Source organism: Edaphobacter aggregans DSM 19364 (genome assembly GCF_000745965.1).
GTDB classification, from domain to species: Bacteria; Acidobacteriota; Terriglobia; order Terriglobales; family Acidobacteriaceae; genus Edaphobacter; species Edaphobacter aggregans.
Map to the genome: position 1 here is coordinate 14,523 of NZ_JQKI01000025.1, position 18,160 is coordinate 32,682.

The 18,160-nt window shown below is 64.2% G+C and carries 11 protein-coding genes and 1 pseudogene; 10 read left to right on the top strand and 2 right to left on the bottom strand.

What is annotated here, in order from left to right; all coding sequences use genetic code 11:
* Positions 1–6 precede the first annotated feature (6 nt).
* Positions 7–1,896, top strand: coding sequence for a trehalase family glycosidase (locus tag Q363_RS44025; RefSeq protein WP_157466790.1), 1,890 nt, complete (start codon positions 7–9; stop codon positions 1,894–1,896).
* A gap of 359 nt (positions 1,897–2,255) precedes the next feature.
* On the opposite strand, the pseudogene Q363_RS45855 reads toward Q363_RS44025, so the two are convergent.
* Positions 2,256–4,208: pseudogene (locus Q363_RS45855) on the bottom strand (amylo-alpha-1,6-glucosidase); the annotation flags it as partial.
* 87 nt (positions 4,209–4,295) lie between these two features.
* On the opposite strand from Q363_RS45855, the gene Q363_RS12625 reads away from it, so the two are divergent.
* From Q363_RS12625 to Q363_RS12670, 9 genes are all read left to right on the top strand, one after another.
* The gene (locus tag Q363_RS12625; protein WP_035350581.1) at positions 4,296–4,835 is read left to right on the top strand and encodes a hypothetical protein; all 540 of its coding nucleotides are present in this window, start codon (positions 4,296–4,298) and stop codon (positions 4,833–4,835) included.
* Between the two features lie 7 nt (positions 4,836–4,842).
* On the top strand, positions 4,843–6,624 hold the full coding sequence (locus Q363_RS12630; RefSeq protein ID WP_084080315.1) for a tetratricopeptide repeat protein: 1,782 nt from the start codon (positions 4,843–4,845) through the stop codon (positions 6,622–6,624).
* Positions 6,625–6,775: 151 nt separating this feature from the next.
* Complete coding sequence (locus Q363_RS12635; RefSeq protein WP_035350585.1) at positions 6,776–8,644, top strand: CRTAC1 family protein; 1,869 nt, start codon at positions 6,776–6,778, stop codon at positions 8,642–8,644.
* A gap of 130 nt (positions 8,645–8,774) precedes the next feature.
* Positions 8,775–10,550: a CRTAC1 family protein gene (locus Q363_RS12640; protein ID WP_245632188.1), complete on the top strand. Its 1,776-nt coding sequence runs from the start codon at positions 8,775–8,777 to the stop codon at positions 10,548–10,550.
* A 97-nt stretch (positions 10,551–10,647) separates the two neighbouring features.
* Positions 10,648–10,917, top strand: a complete 270-nt coding sequence (locus tag Q363_RS12650) for a hypothetical protein (RefSeq protein WP_051978709.1) — start codon at positions 10,648–10,650, stop codon at positions 10,915–10,917.
* Between the two features lie 473 nt (positions 10,918–11,390).
* Positions 11,391–11,579 carry an aroma-sacti cluster domain-containing protein gene (locus Q363_RS12655; RefSeq protein WP_035350590.1) on the top strand — a complete coding sequence of 63 codons (189 nt, stop codon included), beginning with the start codon at positions 11,391–11,393 and terminating at the stop codon, positions 11,577–11,579.
* Positions 11,580–11,674: 95 nt separating this feature from the next.
* Positions 11,675–12,388 (top strand): iron-containing redox enzyme family protein, encoded by a 714-nt coding sequence (locus Q363_RS12660; RefSeq protein WP_051978710.1) that lies wholly within the window; start codon positions 11,675–11,677, stop codon positions 12,386–12,388.
* Positions 12,381–14,678 (top strand): protein kinase domain-containing protein, encoded by a 2,298-nt coding sequence (locus Q363_RS36045; protein WP_051978711.1) that lies wholly within the window; start codon positions 12,381–12,383, stop codon positions 14,676–14,678. The genes Q363_RS12660 and Q363_RS36045 overlap by 8 nt, the downstream gene beginning before the upstream one ends.
* Positions 14,679–14,874: 196 nt before the next feature.
* Complete coding sequence (locus Q363_RS12670) at positions 14,875–16,596, top strand: S53 family peptidase (RefSeq protein ID WP_051978712.1); 1,722 nt, start codon at positions 14,875–14,877, stop codon at positions 16,594–16,596.
* Between the two features lie 176 nt (positions 16,597–16,772).
* Here the strand turns inward: Q363_RS12670 and Q363_RS12675 are convergent, their stop codons facing one another.
* Positions 16,773–17,927 (bottom strand): acyl-CoA dehydrogenase, encoded by a 1,155-nt coding sequence (locus Q363_RS12675; RefSeq protein WP_035350593.1) that lies wholly within the window; start codon positions 17,925–17,927, stop codon positions 16,773–16,775.
* Between the last annotated feature and the right edge of the window lie 233 nt (positions 17,928–18,160).

Consider the following 18,160-nt stretch of genomic DNA (forward strand, 5'->3'; position numbering starts at 1 on the left):
CTCCCGATGAATCGAGCGGTTCGCCTCCCTGCCCTTCTTGTTCTCGTCGTCACTCTCCTCGCCGGCAGCGCCGCACCACAGGCCCCTGCGCGCAACCCGTCCGGCAAAGCGAAGATACTCTCCTACATCCACACCAACTGGAATTCCCTCTCGCGCTCGATGACCAGCTGCAAATCTGTCGTCGATCCCAAGGTCACTACCGCGCCCATCCTCTATCTCCCCGCAGGTATGGCGACTCCCGCCTCCGTCGCCGCCATGCAGCAACAGTGCAAGGTTGAGGTCCGCAACCTCCCCAGAAAGATCGTCCACATGGGCGATGTCACCGTCGCCGACGTCCCCGATGAGGGGCTCCTCTACCTCCCGAATCGCTACGTCGTGCCCGGCGGCCGCTTCAACGAGATGTACGGCTGGGACAGCTACTTCATCCTTCTCGGCCTCATCGCCGACAAGCGCACCGATCTCGCCCGCGGCATGATCGAAAACTTCTTCTTCGAGATTGAGAACTACGGTTCCATCCTCAACGCCAACCGCACCTATCACCTCACCCGCTCGCAGCCGCCCTTCCTCACCTCCATGATCCGCGAACTCTACGAGCACCCCGCGGGCAAGCCCGTCACCAAGCAGTGGCTCGCCCGCGCCTACGGCTACGCCAAGCGCGACTACAACGTCTGGATCACCGAGCCCCATCTCGCCGGCGACACCGGCCTCGCCCGCTACTTCGACGTCGGTGCCGGCCCCGTTCCCGAGATGGCCGACGACAGCACCTACTACCCCGACATCATCCGCTGGCTGCTCGCGCACCCCAGCGTCCACACCGACTACCTCATCGAAGCGCCCGATAATCCCACTCCCGAGCAGGCCGCCGAACTCACCAAAACAAGCTGCGATATTGCCGCCTCCAAAGTCTGCGCCGCCGCACACGTCAACGGCCACTGGCTCACTGCGTCCTTCTATCAAGGCGACCGTGCCATGCGCGAATCCGGCTTCGACCCCAGCTTCCGCTTCGGTCCCTTCAGCGGCTCCACGCAAAACTACGCTCCCGTCTGCCTCAACAGCCTTCTCTACAAGTACGAGCGCGACATGGCCCACTTCGCCACGCTGCTCGGCCGCCGCGACGAGGCCGCGGAGTGGAATCGCCGCGCCGACGCTCGCAAAGCTGCCATCAACAAGTACCTGTGGAACGAGAAGACGGGCATGTTCTACGACTACGACTTCGTCAACCGCCGCCTCTCCACCTACAACTACATCACGACCTTCTACCCGCTCTGGGCGAGCCTCGCCTCGCCCCAACAGGCCGCTGCCCTCAAGCTTCACCTTCCTCTGATGGAGCGCACAGGCGGCATCGCAATGAGCGACTTCGACTCCGGCACCCAATGGGATCTTCCCTTCGGCTGGGCCCCCACCACCTGGCTCACCATCAAGGGGCTCGCACAATATCGTGACGAAGCAGACGCCACTCGCATCGCAACCAAATTCTCCCAGACCATCCTTGACAACTTCCTGCGCGACGGCACCATCCGCGAGAAGTACAACGTTGTCAGCGGCTCGGCCAACGTCGAGGTCGCCACTGGCTACAAGAGCAACGTCGTCGGCTTCGGCTGGACCAACGGCGTCTACCTCCAGATGAACAACCTGCTCGCGCACGCGGCCAGCAGGCGCTCCGCAGCCGCGCTCTATCGCGACTACGACCCCGACTCACTCAGCTACCAACTCAGAATCAACACCTGCTGCCGATACCCCTCTCCCGCCGGAAAGCTGACGCGCACGCGATCATCGGCAATCATCGTCCCTCCCTCCACGCGCACCGTCGGCTTTGCACCGTTGCGTCGAACCCGCAGCTCCACCTCTGTGCCACCCGCCGCCTCAAGCTCCAGCCGCAGCGAACCCGCGTTCTGAGTCTCCGACAGCACCTTCATCTGCGCCGTCCGCGCTCCCGGCAGCGGAAGACCATGCGGAACCTCAACCTCAACTGGCGCCAGCGAAAAGGCAACGGAGCTTCCGTCCTTGGCAACGCGCGCCCCCTCTCGTGACCCCACCAATCGCACCGGCTCTCCGCCCGTAGTCTTTACCTTGACTACCAGATCTCTCCCCTCGCGTGCATACGCCAGCGAACACACCGAATCCCCCACACGCAGCCTCTCTACCTCGGCACGGTCCCACGTAGCCGGCAGATGCGGATCGAGCCGCACCGTGTGCGCAAGAGCATCCACATCGATCCCGAACATCCCCCGCAGCGCAGGCGTCACCACCATCGCCGACGACCACAGCTGATGGCTCGTGCTTCGCCCGAACGGCGCAAAGTAATCCCCCGAAAGCAGTTCCGTCACTGCGCCCAGGTCCTGCGCCGTCGTCTGATCCGCGTTCTGCATCAGGTGTGCATAGCCTGACAGCGCCCGCCCCGCGCGGTACTCCGCCAACGACATCCATCCCGTAAACAGCGGCCACACCGAACCCTGGTGATAGCTGATCGGGTCGTACAGCGGATCGCTCGCCGCCACATCGCGCAGCCCCCAGTCGGTCGAAAAATCATGCGAGGCCCATCGCGTAAAGCTCGCGCCGGCATGCGCAAGTCCGCCATCGGCGCCGTCCCACCACGCAATCACCGGATACACCGTCGCCGTCCGGTCCATAGCACTGGCGTTCTTGCTGAACGCATACGCATCGCGCGAAGCATCGTAGTACTCCGCCTCAATCGTCTTCGCCACGGCATCAGCCCGCTTCGCCGCAGCATCCGCCGTCGCCGCATCTCCCAGCATCTGCGCCAGCTTCGCCATCGCACGCGAGGCCTGCTGATCCAGCAGCGCCAGATAGATCTCCTGCCCCGGCATCCCCGGAGGCCAGCTCTCCACCCATCCCGTTCCCTGCGAGTTGTCATAGATGCCATCGCCGTCCGCGTCATGCGTCGTCTCAAACCGCCATGCCTTCTCCACGGCATCACGATGCTTCCGCAGAAACTCCACATCGCCGCTCGCGCGCACATAGTCCAGCATCGCCGTCAGAAACAGCGGCGTCGCATCGGCCGCTGCATACATATAAGGCAGGCTCTTCCAATCCACAAACCCTGCCGTCTGCGAGTATTCGTGCATCATCTTGCCATCGTCGCGCTGCCGTGCGATCAAAAACTCAAGCTCCTGCCGCGACAGCGCAAAGTCGCCAAAGCCATTCACGGCATACAACGTGTACAGCGCGTCGCGCCCGAAGAACCACCCGAAGCCCGGCCGCGCCGAATCCCCCGACGCATAATACCCAGCCACCAACCCAACCTCGCCCGTCGGTAGAGCCTTCGCCCGCAACTGCTCAATCGAGATCGCCGCCCACGAAAACGCTTCATTGAAGCCAGCATCCGGCGTGTGAATCGCCGTCAGTTCCTTCTCCATCCGCGCATAGGCCTCTCCATGAGACCCATAGATCCTCCCCAGCGACGCGCCCAGCCGATCGATCTTCGCCTCCAGCGCCGCATTCGACGCTGTCCCCGCATCTCTCCCCACCGCCACCAACAGAGGAAAGTAACGGTCCCCATCGCGCTTCGGCTCATAGTGCAGCTTCAACTCCAGCGGATGAAACTGCGGCCTCTCCTGATACGGAGCCATGATTCCCGGCTGAGCTCCCGGCATCGCTACAGCTCCGGCCAGATTCGGAAAGTCCGTGTGCAACGCATAGAACCCGCCCGCACCGCGCTTCACCCACTCCACCGACGGCGTGCCCGAACCGGGCTGCGGCCACATCGGCCTCATCTCCGGCGTAAACCGAAAGGTCAGCTCCATCGGCCGCACAGCATCCACCTGAAACAGCACCACCGCTCCCGTCCCGTCATCGGTTTCATTCGGCGCAAACATAATCTGCCGCAGCGTAAACGCAATGTGCGAGTAGGTAATCTCCGTGCGATCCGGAGAGACCTCGATCTCCGCCGCATGCGCGTTCACGTCGATCGGAACAGCGTACCCCTCCACCTCCGCCTCGATGCGAAGATTGCTCAGCAGCTTCACCGGCAGCACCCACGCCTCGAAGACTCCCTCCTGCCGCCCGACGATCACGCTCTGCGTTCCGGCCACAGTAAACGGGGTTCCCGCCTCCACATGTCTGCGAATCGTCAAGCCATCTTCACGCAGCGCAAACCGTTCTGCACCCCTCGATGCCGTCTGCCCCACCGCAATTCCGCACAGCATCAGTGCTCCCGCCCAAAGCGCTCCCGTCCAAGCCAGCCGCATCGCTCCTCCATCCAAAGATTCACCAGTCTACCGTTGCATCATCGCAAGCGTTGCGGCAGCGCGACCGCGCAGGTACGATGGCAGCGCATGCTCCGTCACGTCTTCGCCGCCGCTCTCCTCACCACCCTCGCCATCACTCCGCTCCGCTCCGTCGCGCAGGCGCCCGCCGACTCCGCGCCAAAGCTTCTCAACGCCACCGAAGCCGGCGCCATCCTCCCGCCCTCCGTCTTCTTCCGCGGTCAGAGCGCCACCATCCAGGCGCGTAACTCCGGCGGCGTCCAGTTCTCCAAAGACGCTCTCCTCCTCGCCGCCCTCGTCGACACCTCCGGCTACTCCAGCGCCGTGCAGCAAAAGTACCAGGCCTACCTCATCACCGAATCCGCCATCGACATCGGCGACCACCGCCTCGCTCCCGGAGCCTATGGCTTCGGCTTCATCGCCAACGACCAGTTCATCGTGATGGACATCGGCGGCCACGATCTCTTCACCAGGAAGTCCACTCACGATGCCAACCTCCGCCGCCCCATGCCGCTACAGGTCCTTCCCGCACCCTCCGGACACTCCTGGCGTCTCTACGCCGGCCGCAGCTTCGTCGAGTTTGCCCTCGCACCCTCTGCTGCGCGATAGTCTCTCCATGCACCGCGGCCCCTTACGCACAACGCTGCTGCTTGTCACACTCACAACGCTCGTCCACGCCCAGAGCAAATCCGCTCCACGCCCCACAACCGAGACCGTCAAAGCCGCCGACGCTGCCTTTCGCGCCGGGACCGAAGCCTATCAACGCAACGATCTCCCCACTGCCCACGCGCAGTTCGCCCGCGTCGTCCAGCTAGCACCGAAGATCGCCGCCGGCCACACCGCCTTCGGAACCGTGCTCCTCGCCGAGAACAATCCAAAGGCAGCAGCAGCCGAACTCGAACTCGCCCACAAGCTCGACCCCGCCGACGCCAACGCCACCCTCAACCTCGCCCTCGCCTACACGCAGCTTCGCGACTTCACCCGCGCGATCCCGCTCTTCCAGCTCGCCGACTCAGCCCACCTCGCCCTCTCTCCCGACCAGATCATCGCCTACGCCACCGCACTCGCAGCAACCTCTCAGCCCGCCGCCGCGCAGGCCCGCATCGAACAGGCCCTCGCATCCTCACCCAACAGCGCTCCCCTTCACGACGCCCTCGGCACCCTCCTCGCGCAGCGCGAACAGTACTCCGAAGCCTCCGCGCACTTCCAGCAAGCCATCTCCCTCGATCCCACGCTCGCCCCCGCACACTATCACCTCGGCTCCGCATCGCTCGCCCAGCACGATCCTGCCGCCGCCGTCACCTCACTCACCGAAGCCACACGTCTCGCCCCCAACAACCTCGACTACACCCTCCAGTTCGGCCGCGCCCTCCGCGCCGCAAATCAGGACGCCGAAGCCCTCGCCACGTTCCGTCGCGCCCTCCAGCTCGCCCCCTCCTCCATCGACGCCAAATACGAATTAGCCCTCACCCTACAGGCCAGCGGCAATCCACGCGAAGCACTCCCCTACTTCGAGCAGGCGGCCGCCGCGCATCCCGAGGACGCCGCCACCCTCACCAACTACGCCCTCGCCCTCGTCCAGCTCGGCGACGCCAAACGAGCCATCCCTCTCTACCAGCGCGCTCTCGCCATCACTCCAAACAACCCCACCCTCCGCGAAGACCTCGGCGTCGCCTACCTCCAGCAGGCCGACCTCGACCACGCCATCGAGCACTTCCACGCCGGCCTCGCCGCCGACCCCAACGACCCCCAACTCCACTACGATCTCGGTCTCGCCTTCAAGCTCAAGGACGACGTCAACGCCGCCATCACCGAGTTCGAGCAGGCCGCCAAGCTAGACCCCAACCTCCCCGACCCGCCCTACACCCTCGGCATCCTCTACATGCAGCTCGCCCGCTTCCCCGAGGCGCAAGCCGAGCTCGAGCGCGCAACCACGCTCCGCCCCGACCACGGCGACGCCTGGGCCATGCTCGGCAACGTCTACAAGCAGAACGACCAGCCCGACAAAGCCATCGCCGCCCTGCGTCGCGCCATCCAGCTGATGCCCGCGCAGCCCAGCCCGCACATAACCCTCGCCTCCATCCTCGTCCGCCAGGGCGACACCGCAGGCGCCGCCGCCGAGCGCAAGATCGCCGCCGACCTCAGCCGCGTCGCCGTCAGCCGCCAGCGCGCCAGCTTCTCCCTCGACAGCGGCCGAGCCCTCCTCCAGCGAGGCCAAGTCGCCGAAGCCATCACCCAACTCCAGGCCGCCGTCGCCGCCGACCCCACCTACGCCGAAGCCCACGCCGCTCTCGCCGACGCCTACACCCGACAAGGCCGTACCGCCGACGCCGCCCTCGAACGCCAGCAGGCCCAGAAGCTCACCGCCCAACAAACGCCGAACACGCCCCACCCTTAAAGACCTATCATTTCGACCGAAGCGCGCAGCGCAGAGCGGGGAAACCTGCTTTTCTACCGAGACATTGCGACGAGGTCGACCCTTCTCTATACTTCACCCCACCGCAGTCCTGCGCCTCCGGCCTGCGCGCAAAACATAGGGAGAGCTCACGTTGACCTGGTCCCGCCGCACATTCCTCACCTCCCTCTCCCGCACCGCCCTCGTCCTCTCGCTCGAAGACGTCCTCTCGCTGGCGCAAGCCCCGCAGACGCCCCCCAGCACTCCCCAGATCGGCCCGCGCCCAACCTACGACGCCAAGCCGCGCCCCGCGCCCAAGGGCCCGCCCTCACCCGTCATCGGAACCCCGCTCGGCGTCACCTTCGTTGACGTAGCCAAGCAGTGCGGCCTCAACGCTAAAACCATCTACGGAGGCGAGCACAAGAACCGCTACCTCCTCGAAACCACCGGCTGCGGCGTCGCCTTCTTCGACTACGACCACGACGACTGGCTCGACATCTTCCTCGTCAACGGCTCCCGCATCGAAGGCTTTCCCAAAGGCCAAGAGCCCGTCTCGCATCTCTTCAAAAACAACCGCGACGGCACATTCACCGACGTCACCGCCAAAGCCGGCCTCGCCCACACCGGCTGGGGACAAGGCTGCTGCGTCGGCGACTACAACAACGATGGCTGGAACGACCTCTTCGTCACCTGCTACGGGCAGAACGTTCTCTACCGCAACAACGGCGACGGAACCTTCACCGACGTCACCGCCAAAGCTGGCCTCACCCAATCAAAAACCCGCTGGAACACCGGTTGCGCCTTCCTCGACTATGACCGCGACGGCAACCTCGACCTCTTCGTCGCCAACTACATCGACTTCGACATCAAGACCGCCCCACTCCCCGAGGCAGCCGGCTGCGCCTACAAGGGCATCCAGGTCGCCTGCGGCCCTCCCGGCCTCCAGGGCGGCAAGAACATCCTCTACCGCAACAACGGCGACGGCACCTTCACCGACGTCAGCGAAAAATCAGGCATGCTCGACACCATCGGCACCTACGCCCTCTCCGTCGCCGTGTCCGATCTCGACGGTGACGGCTGGCCCGACATCTACGTCGCCAACGACTCCACCGCCGCCACCTTCTACCAGAACCAGAAGGACGGCACCTTCAAAGACGTGGCGATCGAATCCGGCATTGCCTACTCCCCCGATGGCAAGCCCCAGGCCGGCATGGGCGTCTCCGTCGGAGACTTCAACCGCGACGGCATGCTCGACATCGTCAAGACCAACTTCGCCGGCGACACCGACTCTCTCTACCTCAACCTCGGCGGCGGAAACTTCGACGACCACACCTACCTCTCCGGACTCGGCGTCAACACCCGCTTCCTCGGCTGGGGCGTCGGCTTCTTCGACATGGACAACGACGGCTGGCCCGACCTCCTCATGTCCAACGGCCACGTCTACCCCGAGGTCGAAGGCACCAACGTCGACGCCCCCTATGCCCAGCACAAATACCTCTATCGCAACCTCCGCAACGGCCAGTTCGAAGAGGTCACCGCCGAGGCCGGCCCCGGCATCAACGCCACCGCCGCCGCCCGCGGCACAGCCTTCGGCGACTTCGACAACGACGGCGACATCGACATCGCCGTCAACTGCGTTAACAGCTACCCGCAACTCATCCGCTGCGATTCCACAACCGGCCGGAATTGGATCAAGATCCGCACCGTCGGCACCAAATCCAACCGCACCGGCATCGGCGCCCGCATCACCGTCACCACCCAACCCACACCCGAATCCAAACCCTTCGTCCAGATCGACGAGGTCCGCAGCGGCGGCAGCTACTTCTCCCAGAACGACCTCCGCATCCACTTCGGCCTCGACCGCGCCACCAAAGCCGACATCGAGGTCCGTTGGCCCTCCGGCGCCACCGACAAACTCCCCGCCCTCGCCGCCAACAACCTCTACGTCATCCAGGAGGGCGGCAAACTCCTCAAAACCGTCCCCATGGGCTCAGCAACAAAACCCGCCGCAACCAAGTCCTAATCTCGTGCCATTACCGACGTGTCATCTCGACCGAAGTCGGCAAAGCCGACGCAGTGGAGAGACCCGCTTCTCTACCACCGCCGCTCGCCCCTCCCAAGACGTCATCTCGACCGGACCCCGAGCGAGCCGGGTGCCCCATCTTCGCCGCGTAGCAGCTAAGGTGGGCAATCGCGCGAAAGCGCGATCCATCCTCCCAATGCTTCTCGCGCTCACCATCCACCTCCAGGCCCAGCAACCCTACCCGCCCACCCCCAACCACCCCGCCCCCGCCTGGTTCGTCGACGTCGCCCCCAGAGCCGGCCTCACCGCCCGCAACGTCAACGGCAGCCCCGACGCCAAGCACTACATCATCGAATCCACCGGCTCCGGCGTCGCCATCCTCGACTACGACCGAGACGGCTTCCCCGACATCTTCCTCGTCAACGGAAACACTCTCGAGCCATCCAAAGAAAAACCCACCAGCCACCTCCTCCACAACAACCACGACGGCACCTTCACCGACGTCACCGTCAAGGCCGGCCTCGCCCTCACCGCCTGGGGCCAGGGAGCCTGCGTCGGAGACTACGACAACGACGGCTACGACGACCTCTACGTCACCGCCTACGGCAAGAACCATCTCTTCCACAACCAGGGCAACGGCACCTTCAAGGACGTCTCCGAGCAATCCGGAACCGCTGGCACCGGCAAAGAATGGGGCACCGGCTGCGCCTTCGTCGACTACGACCGCGACGGACGCCTCGACCTCGTCGTCGCCAACTACGTCCACTTCGACCTCGCCTCCACCCCCAAACCCGGCGCCGGCCCCGGCTGCATGTGGAAGGGCGTCGCCGTGATGTGCGGACCGCGCGGCCTCCCCTGGGCCCCCAACACCCTCTACCACAATCTCGGTAACGGAAAGTTCGAAGACGTCAGCAAGCCCTCCGGCATCGAGCGCAGCAACGGCCACTACTGCTTCTCCACCACCACCCTCGACTCGAACGAAGACGGCTGGCCCGACATCTACGTCGCTTGCGACTCCACCCCCTCCATCCTCTACCGCAACAACCACGACGGCACCTTCACCGACATCGCCGCCGACGCAGGCGCCGCCTACAACGAAGACGGTCGCGAACAGGCCGGCATGGGCTCCACCGCCGCCGACTACAACGCCGACGGCCACCTCGATCTCTTCAAAACCAACTTCTCCGACGACACTTCCACCCTCTACCGCGCCCAGGGCGACGGCACCTTCACCGACGAGACCCACCCCGCCGCCCTCGCCATCAACACCGAAGCCCTCGGCTGGGGCACCATGTTCGCCGACGTCGACAACGACGGCTTCCCCGACCTCCTCGTCGCCAACGGCCACGTCTACCCCGAGGTCGACTCCGCCCGCCTCGGCTCTGCCTTCCGCGAACCCCTCCTCCTCTACTACAACCTAGGCAACGGAAAATTCCGCGACATCAGCAAGACCTCCGGCCCCGCCTTCGCGGATTCCCGCTCCGGACGCGGCCTCGCCACCGCCGACCTCTTCAACGACGGCCGCATCGAGGCCGTCATCAACAACCTCTCCGACACTCCCATGCTCCTCGTCAACCTCGCCCGCAGCCAGAACCACTGGCTCACGCTGCGCCTCATCGGCACCGCCTCCAATCGCTCCGCCATCGGCGCCCGCGTCACCCTCCGCAGCGCCAAGCGCATCTGGGTCGACGAGGTCCGCTCCGGCTCCAGCTACAACTCATCCAGCGACCTCCGCCTCCACTTCGGCCTCGGCCCCGAGACCCGCCTCGACTCCATCCAGGTCCGCTGGCCCAACGGCTCCGCCGAAGTCTTCGAGCCCCCCGCCGCACCCGATCGCATCCTCGAGCTCACCGAAGGAAGAGGCCGCGGAATCAATTCAGAAAATCACCCGAAAGTTCCCCGCTAGGTTCACGACCGGAAACAAAAGCACGTATACAATTGCCGCAGCTTTACCATGGCATCACTCGTTCTCAAGTCACGACAAGGAGAAGCAAATAGTGGCAATGAAGAAAGCACCCGCAAAGAAGGCTGCAGCTAAGAAACCGGCCGCAAAGAAAGCGCCCGCGAAGAAAACCGCCGCAAAACCCAAGGTCAGCAACATTGACCGTCTCGTCGCAGCAGGTGTGATCCACCAGGACCACGTCAGCGATCACAACGTTCAAGTGATCAACAAGTTCAGTGCCCTCGAGGTCTCGGCTCTGCTCAACCTGCGCAAGAAGATGGGCACCGCCCCCGAGGGCAAGGATCATCTTCGTCCCAACTTCCCCGTTTAATTGCGGGCTGCTTCACTTCGATTTGTTGTCGTCTCTGCCGGTTCAATCTGGTTCGTCTGGCCACATCTGCATGCCTCCACATTCAATCGGCAGAGACGATCACCCCTTCTCTCATTCAAGGAGTGTTTCGTCAGACATGAACCCGTCCCACAGTGACGTCCTCTGGGCCAAGATCCGCCTCGCGGAAAATCGGCTCCACGCAGCCAGCGACCTCTTCTGGTCCCGCCCCGACCTCCGAGAGCTGCTCCCCATCCCTCGACCGCTTCCTCGACCTCGCTGACGGCAAAGGCCGTCCCGTCGCGGGAACGGCAACTCCGAAATAATCCATAACTTCTTCACTTGTTTGCAATTCAGCCGACGCAAGCCATATACAATTGGGCGGACTTCCGATGGCTATATCTGTGTTTGCCGGGCTGGAAAAAGTACGTCCGTTCGGCCATCGGTCGACCTCATCTCAGTCAAAGGAGAACTACGTGCCAGAGTCCAACCTCGAAAAACTCACTCAAGCCGGCGTCATCAACAAAGCCGACCACACCCAGCACAATCAGGCCGCCATCAACAGCCTCGACGAAAACGAGGTCACAACCCTCATCAAGCTCCGCGAGAAGTTGGGCGCCGCCCCCGCCGGCAACGACAACCTCCGTCCCAACTTCCCCGTCTAGACTGCATCCCCATAAGCCGCACCGCGGAGTGAAGCTCCGAAACCCTCCGCGGTGCAGCCGCAGCCCTGTACCACTTATCTGGAGTACTTTCTGCCATGCCCCACTCTCACAGCGATCTCCTCTGGAGCAAGATCCGCCTCGCCGAAGTCCGCCTGAACTCCGCCAGCGACCGTTTCTGGTCGCACCCCGATCTTACCGAGCTTCTCCCCGTCTTCCTCGTTCAGCTCCACCGCGTCATGCAGGGCGGCATCACCCTCATGCGCATCGCCCGCGATCAGGCCCTCGCGCTGCCCAACGATCCCGTCTCCGGCATCGTCGCTCCCTACCTCCAGCAGCACATCGACGAAGAGAAGGACCACGGGGCCTGGCTCCTCGACGACATCGAGACCCTCGGCATCACCCCGCAGCAGGTGGCCGAAGCCACCCCACTCTCCTCCGCCGTCTCGCTCCTCGGCGCGCAGTACTTCTGGGCCCTCAACATCCACCCCGTCATCGTCTTCGGCTACCTCATTGTGCTCGAGGGCTACCCTCCCCTCACCGAGCAGCTTGAGGCCATCCGCCAGCGCACCGGCCTGCCCGCCACCGCCTTCCGCTGCCTCATCGCCCACGCCGACAACGACCCCCACCACATCGCCGATCTCAACCGCACCCTCGACTCCATGCCACTCAGCGCCGCGCAGCAGAAGTACCTCGCCCTCAGCGCCTTCCACACCATCGACGCCGTAGCCGCCGTCTTCGAGGAGCTAATCGATCTCCACACCGCATCCGGTCGGAGTAAACTCGGGACACTCACGGCATCCTATGGTTGAAGGCCAGACGATCTCGCACTACAAGGTTCTCCAGAAGCTCGGCTCCGGAGCAATGGGCATCGTCTGCAAGGCCGAGGACATGCTCCTGCACCGCACCGTGGCCCTCAAGAGCCTCTCCCCCGCCGTTCTCGAAGATCCTACCCACAAGCGCAGCCTCCTCGAAGAGGCACGCGCCGCCTCCGTCCTCGACCACCCCAACATCTGCCGCATCCATCACATTGAAGAGCTCCCCGACGGCCAGATCATCCTCGTTATGGGCTACTACGACGGCGAGACCCTCGCCGAGCACATCGCCCGCGGCCCGCTCGACCTCCCCTACGCCTCGCAGATCGCCATTCAGCTCCTCTCCGGCCTCCACCACGCCCACGGCAAAGGCATCATCCACCGCGACGTCAAACCTTCCAACCTCATCATCAACCCCGAAGGCGAGGTCAAGATCGTTGACTTCGGCCTCGCCCGCCGCCCCAACATCCAGCGCGCACTCACCGAGACCGGAATCATCGTCGGGACCATCGCCTACATGGCCCCTGAGCAGGTCCTCTCCAAAGCAGTCGACCACCGCGCCGACCTCTGGGCCGTCGGCGTCGTCTTCTACGAGATGCTCTCCGGCACCGTGCCCTTCCCCGGCAACACGCCCTACGCCGTCTTCGACTCCATCCTCCACACCACCCCACAGCCCCTCCACACCTACCGCACCGACCTCCCCGACGAGATTCACCAGATCGTCGAGCGCTCCCTCGCCAAAGACCCCCTCCAGCGCTTCCAGGACGCAGCCCAGTTCATCGCCGTCCTCACCCCGCACTCGCGCTCGCAGTCCGGCTCCTACAAGGTTCCCCTTCCCACTCTCCTCGTCGACTACCGCCCCAATCCCGACCAGCCCTCCGTCGTTGTCCTCCCCTTCACTACCCTCGAGGCGGTCGAAGGCGCCGACTTCTTCTGCGACGGCCTCACCGACGAGATCATCACCGACCTCTCCACCGTTCGCTCCCTCCGCACCATCTGCCGCGCCTCCGCCATGCAGCTCAAGGGCACAAAGGAGCCCCCGCAGAAGATCGCCAGCGACCTCAACGTCCGCTATGTGCTCGAAGGCTCCGTCCGCCTCGCCAGCAAATCTCCCGAGGGCTCTACACGCATCCGCGTGACCGCTCAGCTCATCGACCCCGTAAGCCAGTCCCTCCTCTGGGCCGATAAGTACAACGGAACCATGGACGACGTCTTCACCATCCAGGAGAGCATCTCCCGGCAGATCGTCTCCGCGCTCAAGATTAAACTGACCCCCGCAGAGGTCCACCAAATGCACGTAAGGCCACTTCCCGACGTCGAGGCGTACCGATACTACCTGATGGCCAAGCACGAGATTCTCAATTACTCCGAGGCCGCTCTCGCCCGCGCACTCGAGTACCTTGAGACCGGCGAGAAACTCGTCGGCAAAAACGTCCTCCTCCTCTCCGCCAAGGGCCAGGTTTACTGGCAGTACGTCAACGCCGGTATCTCGTCCGACACCAATTACCTCCTCAAGGCCCGCGAATGCGCCAACCAGGCGCTCGAGATCGATCCCGAGTCCGCCCACGCCCACCGACTCCTCGGTCTCATCTCCGTGCAGGAAGGCGACAGCCAGCGCGCCGTCCGCCTCCTCAAGCGCGCCATCGTCGCCGACCCGAACGACTCCGACACCCTCAGCTGGTACTCCGCCGTCTGCGGCCTCTCCGGCAAAGCGCACGCCGCCATGCCGCTCGCCCGCCGCATCCTCGAGATCGACCCCCTCACCCCCGTCTATCGCTTCATCCCAGGCCTGCTCTCTCTCATGGGCGGCGAGTTCGCCGACGCCCTGCCCTCCTTCGACGACGCCATCCGCCTCGACCCCACCAACACCATGCTCCTCTGGTGCCGCGGACAGATCCTCGCTCTCCTCCGTCGCGACCAGGAGGCCATCGACCAGTTCCACGCCATCCAGCAGCTCGACCCGACCCACTTCTTCTCACAGCTCGGAGCCGTCATGCAGGCCGCACTCGCCCGCGACCGCCCTGCCCTCGACCGCGCCGCCAACCCCGAGCTCGTCGCCATCACCGAGTGCGACCCCCACTACTCCTGGAACTTCGCCCAGTGCTACGCCCTCGTCGGCGACACCGCCAGCTCCCTTGCGTGGCTCGAAAAGGCTATGCTCAAGGGCTTCATCAACTACCCCATGATCAGCCGCTGGGACCCTCTCCTCGCCCCCGTCCGCCATACTGCCGACTTCGACGACCTCGTCGACCGCGTCCGCGAGCAGTGGGAGAACTTCGAGGTCTAGCCACCACCTCAAACCTCCGAGGTCGTCTCCACCCTTAAGCTAGCTGCAAAGCTCAATCCCACCGACCCCACCCCGACAACCACTCCAAAAATAAAGCGGCGGAAAGAGCGAGGCACATCAGCGAGGCACATCGTTGCCGCGCCCCTCCGCATGCAAAAATCAAACTGGCACGTCGTTGTCGATTCTTTGAAAAGCTATGTCAAAGCGATCCAAAAGTTCAACCGAACGCCGCCAAGCCCGCTTCATCGTCAACGGCTTCCACCATACTCACTTCGACGAAGCCGATCACGCTGGTGCCATCGACCCCGACCAGCCCCTTGCAGTCACCCTTCTCCTAACCCGACGCAAGCCGCTTGCCCATTCCGGTCGCCAACTCACCCGCGACGACATAGAACAGCATCACTCCGTCGCTCCCGCCGACGCAGCTCGTGTCCGTGCCTTCGCGTCCCGCCACGGCCTTAGCTACACGCCCCACATCCGGCACCACGCCACGGCCACCCTCACCGGGCCTGCACACGCCATCGCCAGAGCTTTCCGCATCAATCTTGTGCACTTCGATCACCCTGACTGCCGCTACCTGGCGCCCACCAATACCCCAACCATTCCTTCTTCTATCGAACCCGTCGTCGAAGCCATCTTCGGCCTTCAAACCCGCCCGGCAGCGCGCCGCGCTCCTACCCGCACCCCGCACCCCACAACCGATCTCACTCTCCCCCAACTCGCCGACATCTACTCCTTCCCACCCAACACCGACGGAGCCGGCCAGACCATCGGCCTCCTCGAGCTCGGCGGAGGCTTCCGCCTCTCTGACATCCGCGCCTTCTGCCGCGCTCACGATCTCCCCGTCCCCCGCATCACCGTCGTCGAGCTCAACGCCCGCAACTCCCCCGCCTCCCCCATTCAGATCCGCAAGCTCCTCGACTTCGTCGCCGGCCGCATCCAGCTCACCCCCAAACGGCTCGCATCCCCCGCCATCGAGGCCGCGCAGGCCACCGTCGAGGTCACCATGGACATCGAGATCCTCGCCGCCCTCGCCCCCGCCGCTCACATCGTCGTCTACTTCTCCTCCTCCGACGAGCAGGGCTTCTACCGCGCCATCACCCACGCCATCCACGACCCCATCCACCGCCCCGACGTCCTCTCCATCTCCTGGGGCGAACCCGAGACCGCCGTTTCTCGCACATGGCTCCGCAGTGTCAACGAAGCCTTTCGCGCCGCCGCCCGCCTCGGCATCACCGTCCTCGCCTCCTCCGGAGACGCCGGAGCACTCAACAACTCACCCGACAACCTCCCCGCCGTCAACTTCCCCGCCTCCAGCCCCTTCGCCATCGCCTGCGGCGGAACCACGCCCCTCAGTCACACGCCCGCACGCGAAGAGATCGTCTGGAACGACAAACTCAACGGAATCTCCGGAGCGACCGGCGGCGGAGTCAGCCGCCACTTCCCTCTGCCCCCGTGGCAACGCAACTCCCGCGTCCCCCTCGGCCCCACCGGCAAACCCGGCCGCGGCGTCCCCGACGTCGCCGGCCCCGCCGACCCGCGCCACGGCTCCCCCATGCTCATCGCCGGCGTCACCTGCGCCACGGCCGGAACCAGCGCCGTCGTCCCCCTCTGGGCCGCGCTCATCGCCCGCCTCAACCAGTCCCTCCAAAGACGCATCGGGCACATCAACCCGCGCCTCTACCACCTCGCCGAAGTCCACGAAACAACCCCGGCCTCACCCACCATCGACCTCGCCGCCACAGCCAGCCCACGAGCCTTCCAGCCCGTCACCCGCGGCCACAACGGCGCCTACAAAGCCCGCCCCGGCTGGAACCCCTGCGCCGGCCACGGAACCCTACACGGCGAATCCCTGCTCACGCATCTCCGCGCTCCCTTTTCCCATCGCCGCAACTCCCCCGCCACAAGGCAAAAATAACCCCCGATCGACTCAAAGAATTGTCATCCTGAGCGAAGCGCACAGCGGGAAGTCGAAGGACCTGCGGTTGCCTCTGCCTTTGCTGTTGCCTTTGCTTCTGAGGTAGGCCTGGGCTTTAGCCCAGGCTCTCAAACCAGCCCACAGACCGGGGCTTCAGCCCCTGAGGTATGCCTTCCCTACCCCCGGCTAGGCGCCTTGCCCAGCAGCTCCCGAGCAATCACCATCCGCTGAATCTCGCTCGTCCCCTCGCCAATCGGACACAGCCGCACATCCCTGTAAAACTTCTCCGCTGGATAGTCCTTGATGAACCCATACCCTCCATGAATCTGCACGCCCTCATCGCATATCCTGCACGCCGCCTCGCTCGCATACAGCTTCGCCATCGCCGACTCGCGCGTCACGCGCATTCCCTTGTCCTTCATCTGCGCCGCCCGCATCGTCAGCAGCCACGCCGCATCCAGCTCCGTCGCCATATCCGCCAGCTTGAACTGGATCGCCTGAAACTCCGAGATCGTCTTCCCAAACTGCTTCCGCTCCTTCGAGTACTTCACCGCCGCATCCAAAGCCCCGCGCCCCATCCCCAGGCCCAACGCCGCAATCGAGATCCGTCCCCCATCCAGCACCCGCATCGCATCCTTGAAGCCCTCGCCGAGCTTCCCGATCTGGTTCTCCTCGCCAACCTCGCAGTTCTCGAAGATCAGCTCCGCCGTATCGCTCGCCCTCAGCCCCAGCTTGTTCTCCTTCTTCCCCGGCCGGAATCCCGGCGTCCCCTTCTCCACCACAAACGCCGTAATCCCCCCGCTCGCGCCCTTCTCCTTATCCGTCACCGCTAGCACCACCGCGCAGTTCGCATACGTCCCGTTCGTGATGAACGTCTTCGACCCGTTCAGCACCCACCTGTCGCCGCGCTTCACGGCAGTCGTCCGCGCCCCGCCGGCATCGCTCCCTGACCCCGGCTCCGTCAATCCCCACGCCCCAAGCCACTCCCCACTCGCCAGCTTTGGAATCCACCGCTTCCTCTGCTCGTCATTCCCCGCAATCATGATGTGGTTCGTGCACAGCGAATTGTGCGCCGCCACAATAATCCCCACGCTCCCATCCACCCGCGACAGTTCCTCGATCGCCAGCACATACTCCACATACCCCATCCCCGAGCCGCCCAGCTCCTCGGGGAAGATCACGCCCATCAGCCCCATCTCGCCCAGCTTCTTCACCACCGCGTGCGGAAACTCGCTCTTCTCATCCCACTCCATCACATGCGGAGCCACCTCCCTCTCCGCAAACGCCCGAACTTCCTTCCGCAACTGCTCCTGCTCTTCCGTCAAAAACATCGCTTTTCTCTCCATAACTAAAACTAATACCGCTATCACCAAAAAACATACTCCTCAACAGCTACCTTTGTCTCCCCCTTACCCCGGAGACCGTCGCAAACGCATCAAAACACAAACCTGCGACCGCGCAAATACCTCTTCGTTCAAAAATTTATTTCCATCGCATACGGGAACCTTTGCTCACTCCCCGGAGTCTACAGACCCAGCAACGAACGTGTTAGCTGCACGAAAGG

Excerpts from the sequence above, each read along its gene's own strand:
- Q363_RS12660 (WP_051978710.1), top strand. The coding sequence starts at position 11,675 with ATGCCCCACTCTCACAGCGATCTCCTCTGGAGCAAGATCCGCCTCGCC.
- Q363_RS36045 (WP_051978711.1), top strand. The coding sequence starts at position 12,381 with ATGGTTGAAGGCCAGACGATCTCGCACTACAAGGTTCTCCAGAAGCTC.
- Q363_RS44025 (WP_157466790.1), top strand. The coding sequence starts at position 7 with ATGAATCGAGCGGTTCGCCTCCCTGCCCTTCTTGTTCTCGTCGTCACT.
- Q363_RS12630 (WP_084080315.1), top strand. The coding sequence starts at position 4,843 with ATGCACCGCGGCCCCTTACGCACAACGCTGCTGCTTGTCACACTCACA.
- Q363_RS12670 (WP_051978712.1), top strand. The coding sequence starts at position 14,875 with ATGTCAAAGCGATCCAAAAGTTCAACCGAACGCCGCCAAGCCCGCTTC.
- Q363_RS12625 (WP_035350581.1), top strand. The coding sequence starts at position 4,296 with ATGCTCCGTCACGTCTTCGCCGCCGCTCTCCTCACCACCCTCGCCATC.
- Q363_RS12675 (WP_035350593.1), bottom strand. The coding sequence starts at position 17,927 with ATGTTTTTGACGGAAGAGCAGGAGCAGTTGCGGAAGGAAGTTCGGGCG.
- Q363_RS12650 (WP_051978709.1), top strand. The coding sequence starts at position 10,648 with ATGAAGAAAGCACCCGCAAAGAAGGCTGCAGCTAAGAAACCGGCCGCA.